Here is a 20,121-nt window from a genome sequence, read left to right on the forward strand (position 1 = left end):
GCGGCAGAATCGGCATCCACAGAGAGGACCGGAAGATGACCATCGCCATCGTCGGCGGCGGCCTCGCCGCCGCCACCGCAGTCACTGAGCTGCGCGAACGCGGCTACGACGGCGAACTGGTGCTGTTCGCCGCCGAGAACCACCTCCCGTATGAGCGGCCGCCGCTGTCGAAGGATGTGCTGCTCGGCAAGAAGAACGTCGAAGCGGCCGCCGTGCATGAGGCCGGCTGGTATCGCGACCATGACGTGCGTATCGAGCTGCGCACCCGCGTCACGAGCATCGACACCGACGCCCATGTGCTGACAGCGAGATCGGAGGCGGGACACGAGAGCGAACTGCACTACGACCGGCTGCTGATCGCGACGGGCGCAGTGCCCCGGCACCTCGAGGCCGCAGAGCGCGTCGCGCACCCGGTGTACCTGCGCACGATGGAGGACAGCGCCGGGCTCAAAGCGCGTCTGACACCGGACGCTCATGTCGTGATCATCGGCGCCGGGTGGATCGGCCTCGAGGTCGCATCGGCCGCACGCCAGGCAGGCGCGCGGGTGACCATGTTCGAAGTGGCGGAGCTGCCTCTGCTGCGCGTGCTGGGACCCGAGGTGGCACGCGTGTTCGCCGAACTGCACCGTCATCACGGCGTGGATCTGCGCCTCGGCACCCAGGTCGCCGAGAGCGACATGGTCGAGGCCGACGTGCTGGTCGTCGGCGTCGGTGCGGCACCCGCCACGGAACTCGCCGAGTCGGCGGGCCTCGCCGTCGAGAACGGGATCCTCGTCGATACGACGCTGCGCACCTCCGCCCCTGATGTCTATGCGATCGGCGACGTCGCCAATCACGACCATCCCGTGCTCGGACGCCGCATCAGGGTCGAGCACTGGGACACGGCGATCGAGCAGGGCAAGGTGGTCGCCCGCAACCTGCTTGGGGCAGAGGAGCCCTACGTGCATCTGCCGTACTTCTTCACCGACCAGTACGACCTCGGCATGGAGTACTTCGGCAGCGTCGGCCCGGAGGGGTATGACCGGGTCGACATCGAGGGCGACACGGACGTCGCTCGCGGCGGCGCGTTCCGCGCGTACTGGGTCTCCGACGGTATGGTCGTCGCCGCCATGCATGCCAACGACTGGGACTCCTCCGACGCCGTGCGTGACAGCGTGGGGAAACCGCGATGAGCACACCCACAGCAGCGAAGACCGTGCGCCGCATCGGCGCACGGGACTTCGACTTCGCTCGCCAGGTGGCGGTCATGGCCGTCGTCAACCGCACCCCTGACTCGTTCCATGATCGGGGCGCGACCTTCGCCCTGGACCGCGCGGTCGGCAGCGCGCTTCGCGCCGCCGAGCGTGGCGCCGACTGGGTCGACATCGGAGGCGTGCCGTTCGGACGCGGCCCCGCGGTGTCGGTGCAGGAGGAGATCGACCGAGTCGTCCCGGTCGTCGAGGCCATCACGGCGTCGGGCGCCGGGGTGGTCGTCTCGGTCGACACGAACGATGCCGACGTCGCCGCCGCCGCGATCGCCGCGGGCGCGGCGGTCATCAACGACACCAGCGGTCTGGGCGACACCCGGATGGCAGGCGTGATCGCGAACAGCGAGGCGCACGTCGTGATCACGCACAGCGTCGGTCCGCCGCGCGTCGAGAAGCCCGCAGCACGCTACGACGACGTCGTGGCGGAGGTGCGCTCGTTCCTGCTCGAGCGGATAGAGCGCGCCGAGGCGGGCGGCGTACTGCGTGAGCGCATCATCGTCGATCCAGGTCACGATCTCGACAAGAACACCCTGCACTCCCTCGAACTCACCCGCCGCCTCGACGAGCTCGTCGACATCGGCCTGCCGCTGCTCGTCGCCGTGTCGAACAAGGACTTCATCGGCGAGTCCATCGATCGTCCGCAAGGGGAGCGGCTGTCCGGGTCCCTCGCTGCGATGACGGCCTGCATCCTGAAGGGCGCGCGCATCGTGCGCATGCACGACATCGCGGAGGCCGTCGACGCGGCCCGCATGGCCGAGGCCATACTGGGGATGCGTCAGCCGGTGCGGCTGGAGCACAACACCCATCCGACCCGGAACGTGTGAGGAGCGGGATGCCCATCGATCGCCTCTGGCCCGACCCGGCGTCGGACCTCGATGATGAAGCCCTGCTGGCCGGGACGAGCATACCGGAGGGGCGGGCGTGGTTGCGCATGAACTTCATCGCCAGCATCGACGGCGCTGCGACCCGCGACGGTCTCTCCGGCGGGCTGGGCGACGAAGCGGACCGTCGCCTGTTCGATCTGCTGCGCTGGCCGGCCGACGCGGTGTTGCTGGGGGCCGGCACCGCACGCAGGGAAGGCTACGCGGCGATGCGGCTCTCCGACGCCGCGTCCGGGTGGCGGATGCGGCACGGCCTGCCACCGCACCCCGTGCTGGTGCTCGTCTCGCGCAGTCTCGACCTCGACCCCGCATCCGCGATGTTCACGGATGCTCCGGTACGACCGATCATCTGCACCGTCCCCGCAGGAAACGCCGAGGACAAGCATCGCGCGGAGCGCCGGGAGCATCTCGCGGAGGTGGCCGACCTCATCGAGACCGGCGCCGACGATGCCGATCCCCTGCGCATCCGGGCAGAGCTCGCCGGGCGCGGGCTGATGCACGTTCACGCGGAGGGCGGCCCGCACACGTTCGCATCGTTCCTCGGTGCCGGCGCGGTGGACGCCCTGCATCTCACGGTCGCGCCCACCCTGGAAGCCGGCGCCGCCGGCCGCATCGCTGTAGGCGAGGCGGTGCGCACCGAGATGAGGCTCATGTCGGTGCTGCGTGCCGACAGCGAGCTGCTGCTGCAGTACCGCCGCGGCTGATCCGCGCTGCGATGCACGGCAGCCGCGGGGCTCTGTGTCAGGTGTCGTCGGCCGGGCTCAGCAGGATCAGGATGCGGTGCAGGTGCATCGCGCTGAGCACGCCGGGACCGGTCACGGTTCCCACGTCCAGCGTGCGATCATGCACGGCCGCGAACAGTCGGTCCACTCGCTCTGCTGCGGTCCTGCGCGCTGTCTCGTCGCGCTCGGGATCGGTGTCGGGATCGAGCACTTCGGCCACCGCGTGGCAGGCATCGGAGAGGGGCCCGACCAGTTCCGGGTCGAGCTCCAGCGCTGCCCGGCGCGACCAGATCGTGTCGCCGATGCAGCCCGAGATGTCGCGGATCTGATGGGCGATGTCGTCGAGCGTCTCCAGACGGGTGTGCTCCTGCGAGGTGTCGACGCGGCGAATCCACGCTCGCGGGTTCCCCCGGCGGCTCTCATCCGCCTCGGCGAGGGCGCCGCGCAGGGCGCGGCTCGTCTCGGCGAGGTCGCGTGCATCACGCGCCCAGCCCTCGTTCTCGGGCGGCCACGACTCCGCCACGGCGTCGCCGATGTCGTGCAGGTGCCCCGCCAGCGTGCGCTGAAACGCATCCAGACGGGCACGCGCCTGCCCGACGAGGGGCGCCGGCGGGATGACGAGGTTCACGAGCAGTCCGATGACGACGCCGACTCCGGTCTGCACCACGTAGCCGAGGGAGTAGCCCTCCGGATCGCCACCGCCGATGATGAGGACGAGCAGCGCCGCGACCGGGATGTACTCCTTCCCCGCACCGAACCATCCGGTGCCGGAGACGAGCACGCCCAGCGCGGCCGCCGCGGCGAGGGTCCATACGCTCGGACCGACGGTGAGCACGATGATCGCGGCGATCCCGACGCCGGCAGCCAGCCCCATCAGCGTCTGCAGGCTGGAGCGCAGCGAACTCATGAGCGTGGGGTACATGCTGATCAGTGCGCCGAGCGGTGCGTAGTACGGGTACTCGTCGGTCACTCCCGGCATCAGCGGCGCGATCAGCCACGCGGCTGCGACCGCCACCGCGGTCTTCGCCGCGAGCAGCAGCCGCGCCGGCCGGGCGGCATCCCGCAGCGCACCGCCGATGGTGCCCACTGCGCCGCCGCCGTACTCCACCGCACCTGTCGCTCGCATCGCGCTCAACCTAGACGCCGAGAGCATCGACGAGTACAGGGGTTGACAGCGCATCCGGGCCACGCCCGGAATGCAAGGCGCTTGCGAGCCGGACACGATCTATGGGGTGATGGAACGCGACGAGCCGAAGACGAAGCATCCGGGACCGGGTGCACAACCCGAGGAGGAACGTCGATGACCACATCAGAGCCACCGCACGGAGGACCCGAGCAGCCCTCGCGGCCAGGACCGAGGCCGCGCAAGGAGCCATCGGACAGGACGGGGCCGAAGCGGGTTCTGAAGGAGGTCACCCACCCCGCTCTCATCCCGGGCATCGGCGTCGAAGACACCCCGCGCACCTTCAGCACGAACTGGCCCGTGCTCGGCATCGCCGGTGTCCTGGTGCTCGCGGTCGTCATCTGGGGGTTCGCGAGCCCGCAGAGCATCAGCGAGGCAGGAGCCGCCTCACTGGGGTGGGTGACGACCAACTTCGGCTGGTTGTTCTCGCTGCTGGCCATCGTCACGATCGCTTTCATGCTGGTTGTCGGGTACGGACGCACCGGCGGCATCCGTCTCGGCGCCGACGACGAGAGCCCCGAGTTCTCGACGGTGTCGTGGATCGCGATGCTCTTCTCGGCAGGTATGGGCATCGGGCTGCTTTTCTGGGGTCCGGCGGAGCCGCTGGGATACTTCAACGACGTCCCGTACGGGTTCGCCTCTGAGCCAGGATCCGCTGACGCGATGCTCGACGCTCTGGCGCAGTCGATCCTGCACTGGGGTCCGATGGCCTGGGCGTTCTATGCGCTCGTCGGCGGGGCCATCGCGTACGCCGCCTATCGCCGCGGACGGCCTCCGCTGATCTCGGCCATCTTCCAGCCGATCTTCGGCGACCGCACCGACGGATGGGTCGGCGCCATCATCGATGTCTTCGCGATCATCGTGACCTTGTTCGGCACCGGCGTCACCCTGGGAATGGGGGCGCTGCAGATCGCCAGCGGCGTCGAGTACGTCAGCGGCATCGGTCCGATCGGCAACGTGGGACTGATCGTGATCATCACCGTTCTGACCGCCGCGTTCGTACTCTCGGCGGTGTCGGGCATCAAGCGCGGCATCCGGGCTCTGTCGAACATCAACATGGTCATCGCCGGCGTCATCGGGGTGTTCATCTTCATCGCCGGACCCACGCTGTTCCTGCTGAACATCATCCCTTCCAGCGTCCCGGCGTTCATCAATGAACTCTGGACGATGCTGATGCGCAACCCCGCGCAGGGCGAGGAGGCCGCCCAGTTCGTCTCCACCTGGACCAACTACTACTGGGCGTGGTGGATCTCGTGGACGCCCTTCGTCGGCATGTTCATCGCGAAGATCTCCCGCGGACGCACGCTTCGCGAGTTCGTCACGGTGGTGATCGTGGTGCCTTCGATCGTCTGCATCATCTGGTTCGGCATCATGGGCGGCACCACGATGTTCTTCGAGGCGCAGGGCCGCGCGATCAGCGAGGCGGGCGCGCCGGAGGCGATCCTGTTCGCGGTCTTCGAGAACCTGCCGTTCGGTGCGGTGCTCTCCGTGCTGGCCATGCTCTCGATCGTGCTCTTCTTCGTCACCTCTGCCGATTCGGCCGCGATCGTGATGGGCTCCATGAGTCAGCGCGGCCGGCCGGAGCCGTCTACGTGGGTGACGATCACCTGGGGACTGCTTCTCGGCGCCGCCGCGCTGGCGCTGCTGCTCGCCGGAGGCGAGACGGCGCTGTCGGGATTGCAGTCGATCATGGTGGTCTCCGCCTTGCCGTTCGCGGTCGTCGTGATCGGCATCATGTTCGCCTGGGCCAGGGAGCTGCACACCGACCCGTACATGCTGCGCCGCCGCTTCGCACGCGCCGCGATCGCACAGGGCGTCAGGCGCGGCATCAGCGAGCACGGTGACGATTTCGTCTTCGGGGCCACGGAGGTCGCGACCGAGGAGGGTGCCGGAGCCGGGATCGACACCGACGATCCGGCGCTCACCGAGTGGTACGAGACCGCGACCGCGCAGATCCCGATCGTGACCGCGGAGGACGTCACGCGCACCCTCGAGCCAGGCCGCATCCAGCCGCGGGGACCGGGAGATCCGCATCACACCGCATCCGGTGACGCATCGCTCACCGTCGGCGAGGAACGCCGGGACACGCGGCGGGCGCGGCGCGACACGACGCGGCCGCTCGAGCCGGAGGAGTGAGGAGGATGCTCCGGCGCGTGCCGGTCAGCCCAGCGCGCGCCGCAGCTTGTGCGGGTTGCACACCTGACGGATCCCGCAGATCAGCCCCGCATCGTCGAACTCCACCGCGAGCACGTCCGTGCGTCCCGAGTGGGATAGTGCGAAAGCCGTCTCGCCGTTGACGTCGAGCACCTCGATCGAGAACGGGTTCTCACGGTTGTGTGCCGCCGCCTTCTCGCGCACGCCGAGGAAGAAGCGGCGCACCCTCTCCGCGCCGAAGATCGGATTCAGGGTCGCAGAGACCACCCCGCCGCCGTCGGTCCACAGGATCGTGTCGTCGGCGAGCAGGGCGAGCAGTGCTGACACGTCGCCGGTCCGCACTGCGTCGACCAGGGCGTTCAGCGCCTGCGGGTTCGCAGGACGTGGGGGAGCGTCCACGTGGAGTTGCAGACGGCGCTCGCCGCGCGAGATCAACTGACGGACGGCGGCGGGCGACTTCTCGAGGATCTCGGCGATCTCGGTCGCCGGCATCGCGAACGCGCGATGCAGCACCACGGCGGCGCGGGCCTCCGGGGAGAGCTGCTCGGCGAGATGCAGCAGCGCGAGCGAGAGCATCTCGCGATCGGCCACGGCATCCTCCGGGAGCCGATCGGTGGCGACGGGCTCGGGGAGCCAGTGCCCCGTGTACTCCTCGCGCACCGCCGCGAGGCCCCGCAACCGGTCGATCGCCCGCCGTATGCACACGGTGGTCAGCCAGGCGGGCCAGGAGTGCACCTTCCGGATCCCGGCGCGCTCCTCGCGCAGTGCCTCGATCGCGACCTCCGACACGACGTCCTCGGCGTGGCCGAAGTCGCCCAGCATCCGGTACGCGATGCCGATCAGCCTGCCGCGCTCCGCCTCCCACGCTCGTGCTGCGGGCGTGGTGGACACGGCGACGGTCATGCCGCCACGCTACCGTCCACGCCCGCCGCCCGCGGCGAACTCAGACGATCGGATGCTTGTCATCGACCGGCGGCTCCATCTGCGTCGAGATCGCGATGCGGTTCCACACGTTGATCGTGCAGATCGCCATCACGATGCCGCCCAGTTCGCCCTCGTCGAAGTGCTGTGCGACCGAGTCCCAGATCTCGTCGGTCACCGTGTCGGGGCCGAGCTTCGTGATCGCATCGGTCAACGCGAGGGCGGCCAGTTCCTTCGGCTCGAACAGGTTCTTCGCATGCTGCCAGGCGCCCACCGCGTGCAGAGTGCGCTGCGGGATGCCGTGCTTCGCGCCGTCCGCGGCGTGCATGTCGACGCAGAAGCCGCAGCCGTTCAGGATCGACGCCCGCAGCTTGATCAGCTCGTACAGCCTGGTCTCCACCGCCTTGCGGGAGTACGCCTCCATTCCGAGAACGGCGGCGTAGCCGAGCTTGTTCGTGCGGGCCATGTCGATCCTGGTCATGATCATCCTTCCGTCGCGGCATCCGGTTCGATGCCCTCGTCTGAATGTCGGATGCCGGGTGCGAAGTGTGACATGCGGCTCGCCGGGTCGGATGACCCTGCGACAATGGAACCCCCAGGCGGTCGACCCGAGGAGCATCCGTGCTGTACATCTCCACCCGCGGCGGCATGCAGCCGCAGCCGTTCAGCGAGACGCTGCTCGAAGGCCTCGCCCCCGACGGCGGTCTCGCCGTGCCAGAGCGGATGCCGCAGGTCGACTCCGAGACGCTCGAGCGGTGGCGTGCGCTCACCTATCCGCAGCTCGCGGCCGAGGTGCTCGGACTTTTCGCCACCGACATCCCGCGTGAGGACCTCGCTCGCATGACGGCGGATGCCTACGCGGACTTCCCCGACGCGGTGGTGCCTCTGCGCTCGATCGGGGGCGGGATCACGCTGGTGGGACTCTCCGAAGGACCCACTCTGGCGTTCAAGGACATGGCGATGCAGTTCCTCGGCCAGGTGCTCGAGTACGTCCTCGAGAAGAACGACGGCGTGCTGAACATCCTCGGCGCGACCTCGGGCGACACCGGATCCGCGGCCGAGCACGCGCTGCGCGGCAAGGAGCGCGTGTCGATCTTCATGCTCTCGCCGCAGGGGAGGATGAGCTCCTTCCAGCGGGCGCAGATGTACTCGCTCGACGATGCGAACGTGCACAACATCGCAGTCGAGGGCGTGTTCGACGACTGCCAGAACCTGGTCAAGCGGCTGGCAGGCGACATCGACTTCAAACGCGCGCAGCGGCTCGGAGCGGTGAACTCCATCAACCTCGCTCGCATCACCGCCCAGGTCGTGTACTACTTCTGGGCGTGGCTGCGGGTCACGGATGCGGTCGAGCCCGAGTACCGTACAGGCTTCGAGGTCTCGTTCACCGTGCCCTCCGGGAACTTCGGCAACATCCTCTCCGGGTTCTTCGCCAAGGAGATGGGCGTGCCGATCCGTCGGCTGGTGCTCGCCGCCAACGAGAACAACGTGCTCGACGAGTTCTTCCGCACAGGCGTCTACCGCCCGCGCTCAGCCGCTGACACGCACGCGACGTCGAGCCCGTCGATGGACATCTCGAAGGCGTCGAACCTGGAGCGCTTCATCCACGTGCTGGTCGGCCGTGATCCCGCTCGGGTGTCGGCCGCGTGGGCCGAGCTCGACGAGACCGGTTTCTTCGACTTCTCGGCGGAACAGTCCCGGTTCGAGGGCGAGTTCGGCATCGTCAGCGGCTCGTCGACGCACGCTGACCGCATCGCCGCCATTCGATCGGTGTACGAGAACTCGGGCGAGGTCATCGACCCGCACACTGCCGACGGCGTGCACGTGGCGCGGTCGTTCGTCGAGACCGACGTGCCGATGCTCGTGCTCGAGACCGCGAAGCCGCAGAAGTTCGCCGAGACGATCACCGAGGCGATCGGCATCGACCTGGAGCACTCCGACGAGCTGCGGCGGATGTTGGATGCACCGCAGCACGTGGTCGAGATGCCCCACGACGAGTCGGCGCTTCGCGCCTACATCGAGACGCACGCACAGCACTGAGCCCGTTTCGCGTCCGCGGTCCGTTCAGCGGATGCCGTTGAGGTGAAGTTGCGCGTCCAGCGCCGAGAGCGCCTCGGATGCAGGCATCCCCGAACTGAGCACCTTGAGCCCGAGTCCTTCGGCGCTGGCGAGCAGGCCGGCCGCTCGGATCGCGGCACCGGGCTCGTCGACATCCGCGGCCTGAGCGATCAGTCCGGCCAGCCACTCCCGCAACTGCATGTCGCCTTCGGCCAGCGCCCCGGTGAGGTCGTCACGCCCGGCCGCGTAGGCCTGGAACTCCAGGCTGATGCGGCCGTCGTGAAGCTCCGCCTCGGAACGCGGAATGAAGTTGGCAAGCACAGCGCGAAGCGTCGCGCCCGGCGGGGGGTGGGCGCCCAGCTCGCCGACGGCGGCGCCGATGCGCGCCTCGTAGCGGGCGCTCGCCGCCTGCATGGCGAATGTCATCATCTGGTGCTTCGAGGAGAAGTAGTGCTGCACCATCCCGGCGGTGACGCCGGCTTCCGTCGCGACATGGCGCAGGCTGACGGCGCCCAGTCCGTCGCGGGCGATCACGCGGAAGAGCGCGTCGGCGATGAGGGCGCGCCGCTCTGCTGCATCGACGCGTTTCGGCATGCCATCATGCTTTCACATTGCACTCGTATTGACAACGACGGACGTTGGTCGTTACATTGCAAGTGCAACGCAACGACCAGGACGGGAGCCGCTCGATGTCACAGACCGTCGCCTCGACCGAGCCCCGACGCATCGGGCCCCAGCTCCAGGGTGCGGAGCGCATCCGGCACGGCATCCGTCGTGGATCGGCCATGGAGACCGCCGGATGGCGCAGCATCGGGAGGGCGGTCACCGGGCGACCGCGTGTTCCGCGCGGTGCCTCGGCGTTCAGCTATGACAAGCCGATCCGCACCATCCTCATCGTGTTCCTCGTGCTGTCCACTGTCGAGATCCCCCTGATCGATCTCTTCGTGCACTCGATCCCCTGGTTGCGCTGGCCTCTGCTGGCGCTCGGCGTGTGGGGCGTGCTCACGATGCTCGGGATGTTGCTCGGCTACCTCACCCGTCCGCACGCGGTCGGCCCCGACGGCATTCGGGTGCGTCACGGCGGCGAGATCGACATCGACCTTCCCTGGCAGTCGATAGCCTCGGTCCAGCGGCGACAGCATTCGCTCAGCGGCGCCCCGCAGCTCAGCCTGACCGGCCCGGAGGGCGACCAGGTCCTGAACCACGTCATCCAAGACCGCTCCGACATCGAGATCACGCTCGAGCGGCCGACCCGATTGCACCTGCCGCAGGGAGATGTGACCGTCTCGGCCGTGCGGATCTCCGTCGACGACCCCGCAGGATTCCTCGACGCCGTGCGCACACACATCCCGTGATCGGCGACGCGAGCTGATCAGACTCTATCCGTCGGCGGATTGTGCATGATCTCGAGCCTGATGCCGTTGTCGTCCTCCACGAAGCACGCGTAGTAGCGATCGCTGAACCGCGGGTACTCCTTGGGGGCCCGTACCTCACTCCACCCTGCTGCGACGGCGATGTCGTGGATCCGGTCCACCTCCTCGCGCGAGTCGACGGCGAACGCGAGATGCTGCCAGCCGACACGGCCGTGCACGTGGGGGCCCGTGCCCTCCTCGCGAGCCGAGTAGAGCAGGATCTCGGGCTCATCCGTGCGTCGCCAGTACGCGTGCTCAGCGCTGTCGTGGGCACGCGTGTAGCCGAGCGCCTCGAAGACGGGATTGAACTGCGCGGACGCGGCCGGCACGTCGTCGACGGTGATGCCGAGATGATCGAAGGTCGCCATGCACACAGTGTGCCCGATGCCGCGGACAACCACCGCCGCTGTCCGCTGACGCGTCAGTCGTCGATGGCGACCAGCCAGGAGATCCCGAAACGGTCGACGAGCATTCCGAACTCGCCGCCCCACGGTGCCGGAGCCAGTGGCATGGTCACGGTCGCCCCGTCGCCGAGACCGGTCCACACGCTGTGCAGGCGGTCACTCTCCGGCCCGCTCAGCGAGACGGAGATTCCCTGGGGGCGCCGGAACTCCACGCCGCTCGGTGTGTCGGACGCCATCAGCACCAGGCCGTCTTCGGTGGTGAGCTGTGCGTGCATGACGAGCTCGCTGTCGCCGGGGTCGTAGCCCATGTCGGGCATGGATCCGAACGTCGAGATGTCGAGTGTCCCGCCCAGCACGCTCTGGTAGAACTCCAGCGCTGTGCGGGCGTTGTCGCGGAACGTCAGATAGGGATTGAGAACGACCATGTGACTCGCCTTCCACGGGAGTGCCGGAAGCCCCGGCGACGATAAGTCTTCGCCGACGCCGGGGAATCCGCAACGCCTTGTCTTCAGCGATCGTGGAGCGAGGTCCACAGCGCCGCCCACTGCAGAGCATCGAGGTCCCTCGGCAGCGCCGAAGGACGGATGTCCGCCCGCCGCAGACCGGCCGTGACGAGCTCGGGTGTCGCTCCACGACGCGCCCGCAGGATCTGCGCGATGCCTCGTCCGCGCCCTGTGAACACGTCACGTACGAACGCTTCGTAGCGGCGACGCTCCGCCGACGACAGCAGAGGCGACCCCCTCCGGGTGATCGACAGGATGCCGCCGTCCACCGAGGGCATCGGGCGGAACGCGTGCGACGGCACGCGACCGCGCAGCTCGAACTCGAACCACGGCGAGGTCTGCGCGGTCATCATGGTGCCGCCGCCGATTCCGGCCCGCTTGCGGGCCACCTCCCATTGCGTGAGCAGGATCGCGCGTCGCCAGGAACCCGAGGTCAGGATGCGACGCAGCACTGGTGTCGTGAGGTGGAACGGGATGTTGCCGACGACGACGGGTGCGTCGAACCCGACGCGGAGGGCGTCGCCGTGACGCACGTCGACACCGGGCAGACGCTCGCGAAGCCGGCGGGCACGCCGCTCGTCGAGCTCGACGGCGCGGATGCTGCGGCCGAGCGTGGCGAGCTCGACGGTCAGTGCACCGTCGCCGGGGCCGATCTCGAGGATGGGTCCCTCGGTGTCGGCGACGAGCTCGCCGATGCGCCGGATCGTCGGTCGGTGGATGAGGAAGTTCTGGCCGAGCTCGTGTCGGCCGCCGTGCAGGGAACGATTTCGCATGGTGTGCTCCAGAAGAGGATGGAGCACCCGGAATGGCGCGATCGATCGATCGGTCGCGAGAGGATGCGGCAGCTCGCGCTTCCGGGTGCGGTGGCATCCGGAGACGGCGCGCGAAGGTCGTGCGTCAGCGCGCCGTCAGGCGCGGCGCAGACGAATCATGTAGGCAGGCGCGCCGTATTGCGCGCACGTGGATGAACCCATGCAGGACATGCTAATCGAAGGCGTCACGACGTGTGCAACCGGAGCAGACGGCTGATCTGCGTCCACGCGAGGCGACCGAGCTCGGCATCCGCGTCGGGGCTGCCTCCGCGTGCCATCCGCACCCCGGCAGTGCTGGGCGTCTCTCCCGGTAGAAGCATCCGGTGCCCTGCCGTGGGATGCGACACGACGACCGTGGCGAGCGAGTGCTTCTCGCGTGTCCGGACGATGTCTGCGGCGAACACGTCGCTCGGCCACACCTGGTCGTCGCCGCCGAAGACGAGCAGTACCTCGGCCGTGATCCGCTCCACCGGAATCCGCGCGGCTGCGGCGGCTTCCGCATCCGCATGGAGGCTCCGCTCGTAAAGGCTCCGGAACGCGGGCGGATCGGTCTCGGGACTCCAGCCCCTGAGGAACGGAACGAACGGGATCGCCTCGCTGCGGAGGGTCCAGTGCGACGACCAGGCGCCGTCGAGCGTGCCGGCCCAGACGACCGAGCTCGGCGCCACCGCGATCACGGCGTCTACCGGCGTCATCGCTGCCGTCGCAAGAGCCGCCTCGGCTCCGAAGGAGGTTCCGAAGACGACGATCCGATCGGCGTCCCCGCGCAGCTCATCGAGCTGGTGGGAGAAGAGCTCGAGTGGCACCTCGTGCGGTGCGGGGCGCTGCCCGCTCCCGCCGAACCACCGGATCGCGCGCACCCTCGCGCCGTGCGACGCCAGCAGCTCTGCCCGCTCGACCTCGATGCGCCCGCTCGAACCCGCCAGCAGCAGTGCCGCGGTTCCGTTCGGTGTCGAAGGGAAGGCGTCGTGCCGGTCCACGGCGTCGACGGAGGAGAAAGGCGTCATCCTCCGGCGCTCTCCCGCGGCGGGTTGTGCATGAACTCGATGCGGATGCCGCTGTCGTCCTCGACGAAGGACGCGTAATAGCGCTCGTTGAACCGCGGATACGCCTTCGGATCGCGCACCGGCGTCCACCCCGCCGACACCGCGATGGCGTGCAGGCGGTCGACTTCGTCTCTCGACCCGACCGCGAACGCCAGATGCTGCCAGCCCGGGTCACCGTGCCGGTGCGGCATGTCATCGGCGTCTGCGCGACGCTCGAAGATGATCAGCTCGGTCTCGTCGCCGTTGTCCCACGAGATGCCATGGGGAGCGTCGGTGCCCAGCGTGTAGCCGAGGGCCTCCAGCACGGGGTGGAACTGCTGCCTGCCGCGTTCGATGTCGATAACCGAGATGCCGAGGTGATCGAGAAGCGCCATGACCCCAGTCTTGCGGATGCGGCGGCACCCGCACCGCACGTCGCCCGATCGCCGAGACATCACTTCGAGCATGAGACACGCACGCTCACGCGGTGTCTCATGTCGGAAGTGACGTCTCGCGCAGGAGGTGATGTCTCGCGCGAACGCGGCGCGCGCTCAGTGCGGGGCGTGGTACTCGGCCTCGCCGCGCTTCCAGTAGCCCTTCACGACGGCCTTGGAGATGTCGACATTCCAGCGCGACAGGAGCGCGCGACCCGGCTTGACGACGGCCTGCTCGGCGGCGATGAAGCAGAACGGGTCGTCGCCGGGGGCATCCGCCGCGCCGAGACCGTCCAGGAATGCGATCAGCGCCGAACCCGCTGCCGCGTCGCTGCGGTGCAGCCATTCGACCTCGACCGGTGCCTCGATCGCGACCTCGTCGGCGGGCGAGGCGACCTCGACCACGATCCGCGCCTTGGCATCGGCGGACATCTGGGCGGCGAAGCGCCGGATCGCGGGAATCGCGGTCTCGTCTCCCGCGAGCAGCCATGCTCCGGGCGCGCCGGCCAGCACCGCGGACCCGCGCGGACCGCCGACGCCCACGAACGAGCCGAGTGGGGCGGATGCCGCCCAGGGCGCCGCGATCCCCTCATCTCCGTGAACGGCGAACTCCACGTCGAGCCAGTCGTCGCCCCAGGCGAGGGGCGTGTACTCGCGGCTGGGCGCCGCACGCAGCTCTTCGACGGACGACGTCGGGCCAGCAGGGAAGAACAACCGCATGTGGTCGTCTGCCCCGGGGGAGTCGAAGCCCTCGAGCTCCGCTCCGCTCAGGCGTACGCGCACATAGTTCGGGGCGAGCCACTCGCGAGCGGTGAGAGTCGCGGAGCGGAAACGCAGATCGAGGCCGCGGCGCTCGATCGTGAAGCCGGATTTCACTTCGTCCATAAAGTAAGGCTAACCTAATTCGCAGCGAGTCAGGGTGCCTCACCCGGCTCGCATCATGCGCCGCTCGCGCTTCCTTCACCGCAGAACAGGAGTCTCTCCATGTCCGTGCCCAGAACTCTCTCCGCCGTCGGCCTCGGCCTCGTCGGCATCCTCGCGCTCGCCGGCTGCGGCGGCCAGGCGGCCGCCGAACCCGAGACCGAAGCGCCCGCAGCGAAGACGGTCACCGTCGAGGACAACAACGGCACGCACGAGATCTCCACGTCGCCGGCATCCGTCGTCGCCACCGACAACCGCACGTTCCAGACGCTCAGCGACTGGGGGATCGAGCTCACCGCCGCGGCCGTCTCGCTCATGCCCGAGACCGTCGGCTACGTGAAGGACGAGGGCATCATCGACCTCGGCACCCACAACGAGCCAGACCTCGAGTCGGTCGTCGCCGCCGACCCCGACCTGATCATCAACGGCCAGCGTTTCGCGCAGCACCATGACGCCATGGCGCAGCTGGTGCCGGATGCGACCATCCTCGAACTGGACCCGCGTGAGGGAGAGCCCTTCGACGCCGAACTCAAGCGTCAGGTCACCGTGCTCGGCGAGGTCTTCGGCAAGCAGGACGAGGCCAAGAAACTGGTCGACGACTTCGATGCCGCCGTGGAGCGCGCCAAGGCGGCATACGACGACGCCGAGACCGTGATGGCCGTCACCACCTCGGGCGGCGAGATCGGCTACATCGCCCCGACGGTGGGCCGCACCCTCGGCCCGATCTTCGACATCCTCGGCCTGACCCCGGCACTCGAGGTGCCCGAAGCCACCGACGACCACCAGGGCGACGACATCTCGGTCGAGGCGATCGCCGACTCGAACCCGAGCTGGATCCTGGTCATGGACCGCGACGCCGTGTTCGCGGACGAGACGCCCGACTACGTCCAGGCGGCGGAGATCCTGGAGGGCTCCGAGGCGCTGGCCTCCGTCACCGCGGTGAAGGAAGCGCAGATCGTCTACATGCCCACCGACACCTACCTCAACGAGGGCATCCAGACGTACACGACGTTCCTCAACGAGTTCGCGGACGCTCTCGAGAAGTGACACCTCCGGTCGTCGAGCGGGGGTGGTCTCGCTCGCGCTCGCTCGACGACCGGTGAAGGCCGACATGTCCTCCACCATCGCCACCGCCCCGCCGCGCACCACCACCGGTCGGCTCTTCGACGTGAAGCTGCTGATCGGCATCCTCGTCGTCGCCGCGCTCCTCGTCGCGTCGCTCTTCACCGGCGTGTACGACGTGACCGGTGCCGCCGACGGCGCCGAGATGTTCCAGATCACGCGCATCCCCCGCACCGTCGCACTCGTTCTGGCGGGCGCTTCGATGGCGATGGCTGGCCTGGTCATGCAGCTGCTCACGCAGAACCGCTTCGTCGAGCCGACCACCACAGGCACCACGGAATGGGCGGGGCTCGGGCTGCTCACGGTGATGATCCTCGTGCCGCACCCCTCCATCCCGCTGCGGATGGCCGGAGCGGTCGTCGCCGCATTCATCGGCACGATGGTGTTCTTCCTCTTCCTGCGGCGGGTGTCGCTGCGTTCGTCGCTGATCGTGCCCATCGTCGGCATCATGCTGGGCGCCGTCGTGGGAGCGGTGTCGACCTATGTCGCCCTCGTCACGAACACGCTGCAGAGCCTCGGCGTGTGGTTCGCGGGCAGCTTCACCTCGGTGCTTCGCGGCCAGTACGAGATGCTCTGGATCGTCGCGGTCGTCGGCGTCATCGTCTTCGTCGTCGCCGACAGGCTGACGGTCGCGGGGCTCGGCGAGGAGATCGCCACCAACGTCGGCCTGAACTACAACCGGGTCATCCTGCTCGGCACCGTGCTGATCGCCGTCGTGACGGGGGTTGTGACGGTCGTGGTCGGCAACCTCCCGTTCCTCGGGCTGATCGTGCCGAACATCGTGTCGATGCTGCGGGGCGACGATCTGCGCAGCAACCTGCCCTGGATGTGCCTGCTGGGCATCGCCATCGTCACCGTCTGCGACCTGATCGGACGCACCATCATCATGCCGTTCGAGGTGCCGGTGTCACTCATCCTCGGCGTCGTCGGCGCCGTCGTGTTCATCGCCCTCCTGCTCAGGCAGCGTCGCCGTGCATAGGCGTGCTGCGGTGCCGTCCGAGCGGAGGGCCGTCACAGGTGGCCGGGTCTCCGGCGCTTTCGCCGATGCGCGCGCCCGCCGCCGCTATCTGATCGTGCTCGGCGTGCTGATCGTGCTCTCGGCCGCGTTCGCCGCCGGCCTGCTGGCGTGGGAGAACCCGATGCCGTTCGGATCGGCCGGGTTCTGGCGCATCGTCGACCTGCGGTTCACCGATGTCGCGGTCATGGCGCTCGTCGCGGTCTGCCAGGCCGTGGCGACCGTCAGCTTCCAGACGGTGACGACGAACCGCATTATCACACCCTCCATCATGGGGTTCGAGTCGCTGTACCGCGCCGTCCAGACCACGTCGGTGTACCTGTTCGGAGTGGCAGGGATCGTCGCGATGCAAGGGCTGTGGGCGTTCGCACTGCAGATCGCCGTCATGGTGGGGCTCGCGATGCTGCTCTACGGCTGGCTGCTGCGCGGACGGTACGCCAACCTGCAGATCATGCTGCTCATCGGCATCATCATCGGAGGCGGACTCGGCGCGATCGCCACGTTCATGCAGCGTCTGCTCACCCCCAGCGAGTTCGACGTACTCGCCGCCCGGCTGTTCGGCAACATCTCCAACGCCGACCCTTCGTACCTGCCCCTGGCGGTGCCGGTGTGCGTCGCGGCATCCGCTCTGCTGTGGATGCGGGCGCGCCGCCTCGACGTCATGGCGCTCGGTCCCGACACCGCCACTTCGCTCGGACTCAACCATCGTCGCGAGCTGATGATCGTGCTGTTCCTCGTCGCGGTGCTGATGGCGACGTCGACGGCACTGGTCGGGCCGATGACCTTCCTCGGCTTCCTCGTGGCGACGCTCGCGTATCAGTTCGCCGATTCGCACGATCACCGACTGGTCTTCCCTCTGGCCGTGCTCACCGCGTTCACGATCATCGCCGGCGCCTACTTCGTGATGCGCAACGTCTTCTACGCGCAGGGCGTCGTCTCGATCATCATCGAGCTCGTCGGCGGCGTCGTCTTCCTCATCGTCATCCTCAGAAAGGGGCGGCTGTGATCACCATCGAGAACGTGCGCCGGGAGTACAGCAGCGAGGTCGCGATCGGCCCGGTGGACCTCGTCATCCCCGCGGGCGGCATCACCGCGCTGATCGGCCCGAACGGGGCAGGCAAATCGACCCTGCTGACGATGGTCGGGCGCCTCATGGGCATGGACGCCGGGTCCATCGAGATCGCCGGGTACGACATCGTGAAGACGAAATCGGGCGACCTCGCCAAGATCGTGTCGATCCTGCGCCAGGAGAACCACTTCGTCACCAGGCTCACCGTGCGCCAGCTGGTCGGGTTCGGCCGATTCCCCTACACGAAGGGGCGGCTGAACAGGAACGACGAGGAGATCATCAGCCGTGCGATCGACTTCCTCGACCTCGAGGAGCTCGAGGGGCGCTACCTCGACGAGCTGTCGGGCGGCCAGCGCCAGCGCGCCTACGTCGCGATGGTGCTCGCGCAGGACACCGACGTCGTGCTGCTCGACGAGCCGCTGAACAACCTCGACATGAAGCATGCGGTGTCGATGATGGCACAGTTGCGGCGCGCCGCCGACGAGCTCGGCCGCACCATCGTCATCGTCCTGCACGACATCAACTTCGCCGGGCACTACGCCGACCGCATCTGCGCGATGAAGAACGGACAGGTGGTCGAATACGGCTCACCGGAGGAGATCATGACCGATGAGGTCCTCACCCGGGTCTTCGAGACACCGGTGCAGGTGGTCGCGGGTCCGCACGGGCCGCTCGCCGTGTACTACTGACCCGGCTCGACCTCCGCTGCGCTCCGCATCACGCCGTTTCGGGCTGCTCCTGCACGGCACGGACCTCGATGCGGCCCTGCAGCGCCTTCGACGCTTTGACGGCCCACTCGATCGCGGCGTCCTCGCCGTCGGCCTCGATCACCCAGAAGCCGCCGACGTAGGACTCGGCCTCGACGAAGGGCTCATCGAGCACCCGCGTCGTTCCGTCGCTGACATCCACCGTCTTCGCCGTGGAGGGAGGATTCAGGCCGGCGGCGAAGACCAGGGCGCCGGCTTGCTTCAATGCGGTGTTGAACTCGTCCACGGCTGCGATCACCGCGGCGAACTGCGCAGGGTCGAACGCCTGCATCGATTCCATGGTCGGCTCGGTCGCCGTGTCGTGAGGCACGGTCAGGAAGTACTGCGTCATGATGGATCCTTTCGTCGCGGGTCGCGCTCCGCGACCTTCTCACTCCTTCGTCGAACGGGGAAGGGTGAGATCGACATGGCGGCCGAGAAAGGTGCACCGTCGGTCAGCGGCTGCGATGATCCTCCGGCGCCAGCCGCGCCCCGCGGCGAGGTTCGAGCGATCCCGAGGCGAAGATCAGCCGGATGATGCGCTGACGATGCCCCGTCCACGGGGCGAGCAGTTCGAGCATCCCGTCGTCGTCCGTGCGGCTGCCGGTGAGCGCGTACCCGACCTCGTGCGCCAGGTGGAAGTCGCCGACGCTCACCGCATCCGGATCCCCGAGCGCCCGGATGCGGGTCTCAGCCGATGTCCACGGGCCGATTCCCGGCAGGCTCGTGAGCACGCGATCGCGCGCCTCGCCGTCGGATGCCGCAAGGACGGCTCGCTGGATGCTGACGCCGCGCCCGGCCGCGCGGACGAGCGTCCGCGACTGCGGCGGCTCGACGCCCGCACGATGCCAGACCCATGACGGAACGGAGCGCCACACCTCGGGCGGGGGAGCGGCGAACAGCGGCCGTGGCGTCGGCCCGGGAGCGCGGATGCCGAAGCGGCTCACGATGTAGCGCCAGGCGCCGAACGCCTGCATCGAGGTGACCTTCTGCTCCAGGATCGCGCACGCCAGCGCGTCGAAGACACGGTCGGTGCGCGTCAGCCGGATGCCTGGATTACGGCGGGCGACCTCGGCCAGCCGGGAGTGCGAGGACACGTCGAATCCGGACGGGTCGTCGTCGGCGCCGCACAGGCGCGGCACCCGGTCGAGCGCGGCGGCGGCGCCTGGCCCCCACGCCGAGGCGTGCACACCGTCGGTCGTGCCACGCATGCACAGCGTCGCTGCGCCATCAGGCGTCAGCATCGCCATCCAGATGCGCCCCCGTTCGATCACCATCGTCGGGTCGGTGCCGCCGCGGCGCAGCATCCCGACCGTGCGCATCAGATCCAGTGGATGCCGCGGCCGGTACACGGACTCGCACGCGCGCGCATCGGCGCGCTGCGCAGCATCCGTGGTCAACGTCATGCAAGAACCCTACGTGTCGTCGCCGACACCCGTCGTGGAGGTTCGCGCTGTCGTTCTCACCCCGTGTCGCTTCGCGCTGCTCTTCT

The 20,121-nt window shown here is 68.6% G+C and carries 22 protein-coding genes; 10 read left to right on the forward strand and 12 right to left on the reverse strand.

Going from position 1 to position 20,121, the window contains the following annotated elements:
- Positions 1–35: 35 nt before the first annotated feature.
- From RIN43_RS03595 to RIN43_RS03605, 3 genes are read left to right on the forward strand one after another with little or no spacing between them, the layout of a single operon-like run.
- Positions 36–1,172, forward strand: coding sequence for an FAD-dependent oxidoreductase (locus RIN43_RS03595; RefSeq protein ID WP_309127510.1), 1,137 nt, complete (start codon positions 36–38; stop codon positions 1,170–1,172).
- Positions 1,169–2,071 carry a dihydropteroate synthase gene (gene folP, locus RIN43_RS03600; protein ID WP_309127511.1) on the forward strand — a complete coding sequence of 301 codons (903 nt, stop codon included), beginning with the start codon at positions 1,169–1,171 and terminating at the stop codon, positions 2,069–2,071. The genes RIN43_RS03595 and folP overlap by 4 nt, the downstream gene beginning before the upstream one ends.
- Before the next feature lie 8 nt (positions 2,072–2,079).
- A complete protein-coding gene (locus tag RIN43_RS03605) occupies positions 2,080–2,832 on the forward strand; it encodes a dihydrofolate reductase family protein (RefSeq protein ID WP_309127512.1) in 753 nt (250 codons plus the stop codon).
- A gap of 37 nt (positions 2,833–2,869) precedes the next feature.
- Here the strand turns inward: RIN43_RS03605 and RIN43_RS03610 are convergent, their stop codons facing one another.
- Positions 2,870–3,976 carry an FUSC family protein gene (locus RIN43_RS03610; protein WP_309127513.1) on the reverse strand — a complete coding sequence of 369 codons (1,107 nt, stop codon included), beginning with the start codon at positions 3,974–3,976 and terminating at the stop codon, positions 2,870–2,872.
- 174 nt (positions 3,977–4,150) lie between these two features.
- Here RIN43_RS03610 and RIN43_RS03615 point away from each other — a divergent pair, with 174 nt between their 5' ends.
- Positions 4,151–6,169, forward strand: a complete 2,019-nt coding sequence (locus RIN43_RS03615; protein WP_309127514.1) for a BCCT family transporter — start codon at positions 4,151–4,153, stop codon at positions 6,167–6,169.
- Positions 6,170–6,193: 24 nt separating this feature from the next.
- Here RIN43_RS03615 and RIN43_RS03620 read toward each other — a convergent pair whose 3' ends face one another.
- Positions 6,194–7,090, reverse strand: coding sequence for a sigma-70 family RNA polymerase sigma factor (locus RIN43_RS03620; protein ID WP_309127515.1), 897 nt, complete (start codon positions 7,088–7,090; stop codon positions 6,194–6,196).
- Between the two features lie 40 nt (positions 7,091–7,130).
- Positions 7,131–7,589: a carboxymuconolactone decarboxylase family protein gene (locus RIN43_RS03625; protein WP_309127516.1), complete on the reverse strand. Its 459-nt coding sequence runs from the start codon at positions 7,587–7,589 to the stop codon at positions 7,131–7,133.
- A 140-nt stretch (positions 7,590–7,729) separates the two neighbouring features.
- On the opposite strand from RIN43_RS03625, the gene thrC reads away from it, so the two are divergent.
- Complete coding sequence (gene thrC / locus RIN43_RS03630) at positions 7,730–9,148, forward strand: threonine synthase (protein WP_309127517.1); 1,419 nt, start codon at positions 7,730–7,732, stop codon at positions 9,146–9,148.
- A 24-nt stretch (positions 9,149–9,172) separates the two neighbouring features.
- Here thrC and RIN43_RS03635 read toward each other — a convergent pair whose 3' ends face one another.
- Positions 9,173–9,760, reverse strand: a complete 588-nt coding sequence (locus RIN43_RS03635; protein WP_309127518.1) for a TetR family transcriptional regulator — start codon at positions 9,758–9,760, stop codon at positions 9,173–9,175.
- A 95-nt stretch (positions 9,761–9,855) separates the two neighbouring features.
- On the opposite strand from RIN43_RS03635, the gene RIN43_RS03640 reads away from it, so the two are divergent.
- Positions 9,856–10,521: a hypothetical protein gene (locus RIN43_RS03640; RefSeq protein WP_309127519.1), complete on the forward strand. Its 666-nt coding sequence runs from the start codon at positions 9,856–9,858 to the stop codon at positions 10,519–10,521.
- A 17-nt stretch (positions 10,522–10,538) separates the two neighbouring features.
- On the opposite strand, the gene RIN43_RS03645 is transcribed toward RIN43_RS03640, so the two are convergent.
- The 6 genes from RIN43_RS03645 to RIN43_RS03670 form a co-directional block, all read right to left on the reverse strand.
- Positions 10,539–10,946: a VOC family protein gene (locus RIN43_RS03645; RefSeq protein WP_309127520.1), complete on the reverse strand. Its 408-nt coding sequence runs from the start codon at positions 10,944–10,946 to the stop codon at positions 10,539–10,541.
- A 53-nt stretch (positions 10,947–10,999) separates the two neighbouring features.
- Complete coding sequence (locus RIN43_RS03650) at positions 11,000–11,407, reverse strand: VOC family protein (protein WP_309127521.1); 408 nt, start codon at positions 11,405–11,407, stop codon at positions 11,000–11,002.
- An 83-nt stretch (positions 11,408–11,490) separates the two neighbouring features.
- Positions 11,491–12,258 (reverse strand): 23S ribosomal RNA methyltransferase Erm, encoded by a 768-nt coding sequence (gene erm, locus RIN43_RS03655; protein WP_309127522.1) that lies wholly within the window; start codon positions 12,256–12,258, stop codon positions 11,491–11,493.
- Between the two features lie 224 nt (positions 12,259–12,482).
- On the reverse strand, positions 12,483–13,304 hold the full coding sequence (locus RIN43_RS03660) for an alpha/beta fold hydrolase (protein ID WP_309127523.1): 822 nt from the start codon (positions 13,302–13,304) through the stop codon (positions 12,483–12,485).
- Positions 13,301–13,717, reverse strand: coding sequence for a VOC family protein (locus tag RIN43_RS03665; RefSeq protein ID WP_309127524.1), 417 nt, complete (start codon positions 13,715–13,717; stop codon positions 13,301–13,303). The genes RIN43_RS03660 and RIN43_RS03665 overlap by 4 nt, the downstream gene beginning before the upstream one ends.
- A gap of 156 nt (positions 13,718–13,873) precedes the next feature.
- Positions 13,874–14,641 carry a siderophore-interacting protein gene (locus RIN43_RS03670; protein WP_309127525.1) on the reverse strand — a complete coding sequence of 256 codons (768 nt, stop codon included), beginning with the start codon at positions 14,639–14,641 and terminating at the stop codon, positions 13,874–13,876.
- A 99-nt stretch (positions 14,642–14,740) separates the two neighbouring features.
- On the opposite strand from RIN43_RS03670, the gene RIN43_RS03675 reads away from it, so the two are divergent.
- From RIN43_RS03675 to RIN43_RS03690, 4 genes are all read left to right on the forward strand, one after another.
- Positions 14,741–15,724, forward strand: a complete 984-nt coding sequence (locus RIN43_RS03675) for an ABC transporter substrate-binding protein (protein WP_309127526.1) — start codon at positions 14,741–14,743, stop codon at positions 15,722–15,724.
- Between the two features lie 64 nt (positions 15,725–15,788).
- Complete coding sequence (locus RIN43_RS03680; RefSeq protein WP_309127527.1) at positions 15,789–16,778, forward strand: iron chelate uptake ABC transporter family permease subunit; 990 nt, start codon at positions 15,789–15,791, stop codon at positions 16,776–16,778.
- 10 nt (positions 16,779–16,788) lie between these two features.
- Entirely contained in the window at positions 16,789–17,820 is a 1,032-nt protein-coding gene (locus RIN43_RS03685) for an iron chelate uptake ABC transporter family permease subunit (RefSeq protein WP_309127528.1), read from the forward strand.
- Positions 17,817–18,572 (forward strand): ATP-binding cassette domain-containing protein, encoded by a 756-nt coding sequence (locus tag RIN43_RS03690; RefSeq protein WP_309127529.1) that lies wholly within the window; start codon positions 17,817–17,819, stop codon positions 18,570–18,572. The genes RIN43_RS03685 and RIN43_RS03690 overlap by 4 nt, the downstream gene beginning before the upstream one ends.
- Before the next feature lie 28 nt (positions 18,573–18,600).
- Here RIN43_RS03690 and RIN43_RS03695 read toward each other — a convergent pair whose 3' ends face one another.
- Positions 18,601–18,981, reverse strand: a complete 381-nt coding sequence (locus RIN43_RS03695; RefSeq protein ID WP_309127530.1) for a YciI family protein — start codon at positions 18,979–18,981, stop codon at positions 18,601–18,603.
- Positions 18,982–19,084: 103 nt separating this feature from the next.
- A complete protein-coding gene (locus tag RIN43_RS03700; protein ID WP_309127531.1) occupies positions 19,085–20,035 on the reverse strand; it encodes a DNA-3-methyladenine glycosylase 2 family protein in 951 nt (316 codons plus the stop codon).
- Between the last annotated feature and the right edge of the window lie 86 nt (positions 20,036–20,121).

Source organism: Microbacterium sp. (assembly GCF_031178445.1).
GTDB lineage: Bacteria > Actinomycetota > Actinomycetes > Actinomycetales > Microbacteriaceae > Microbacterium.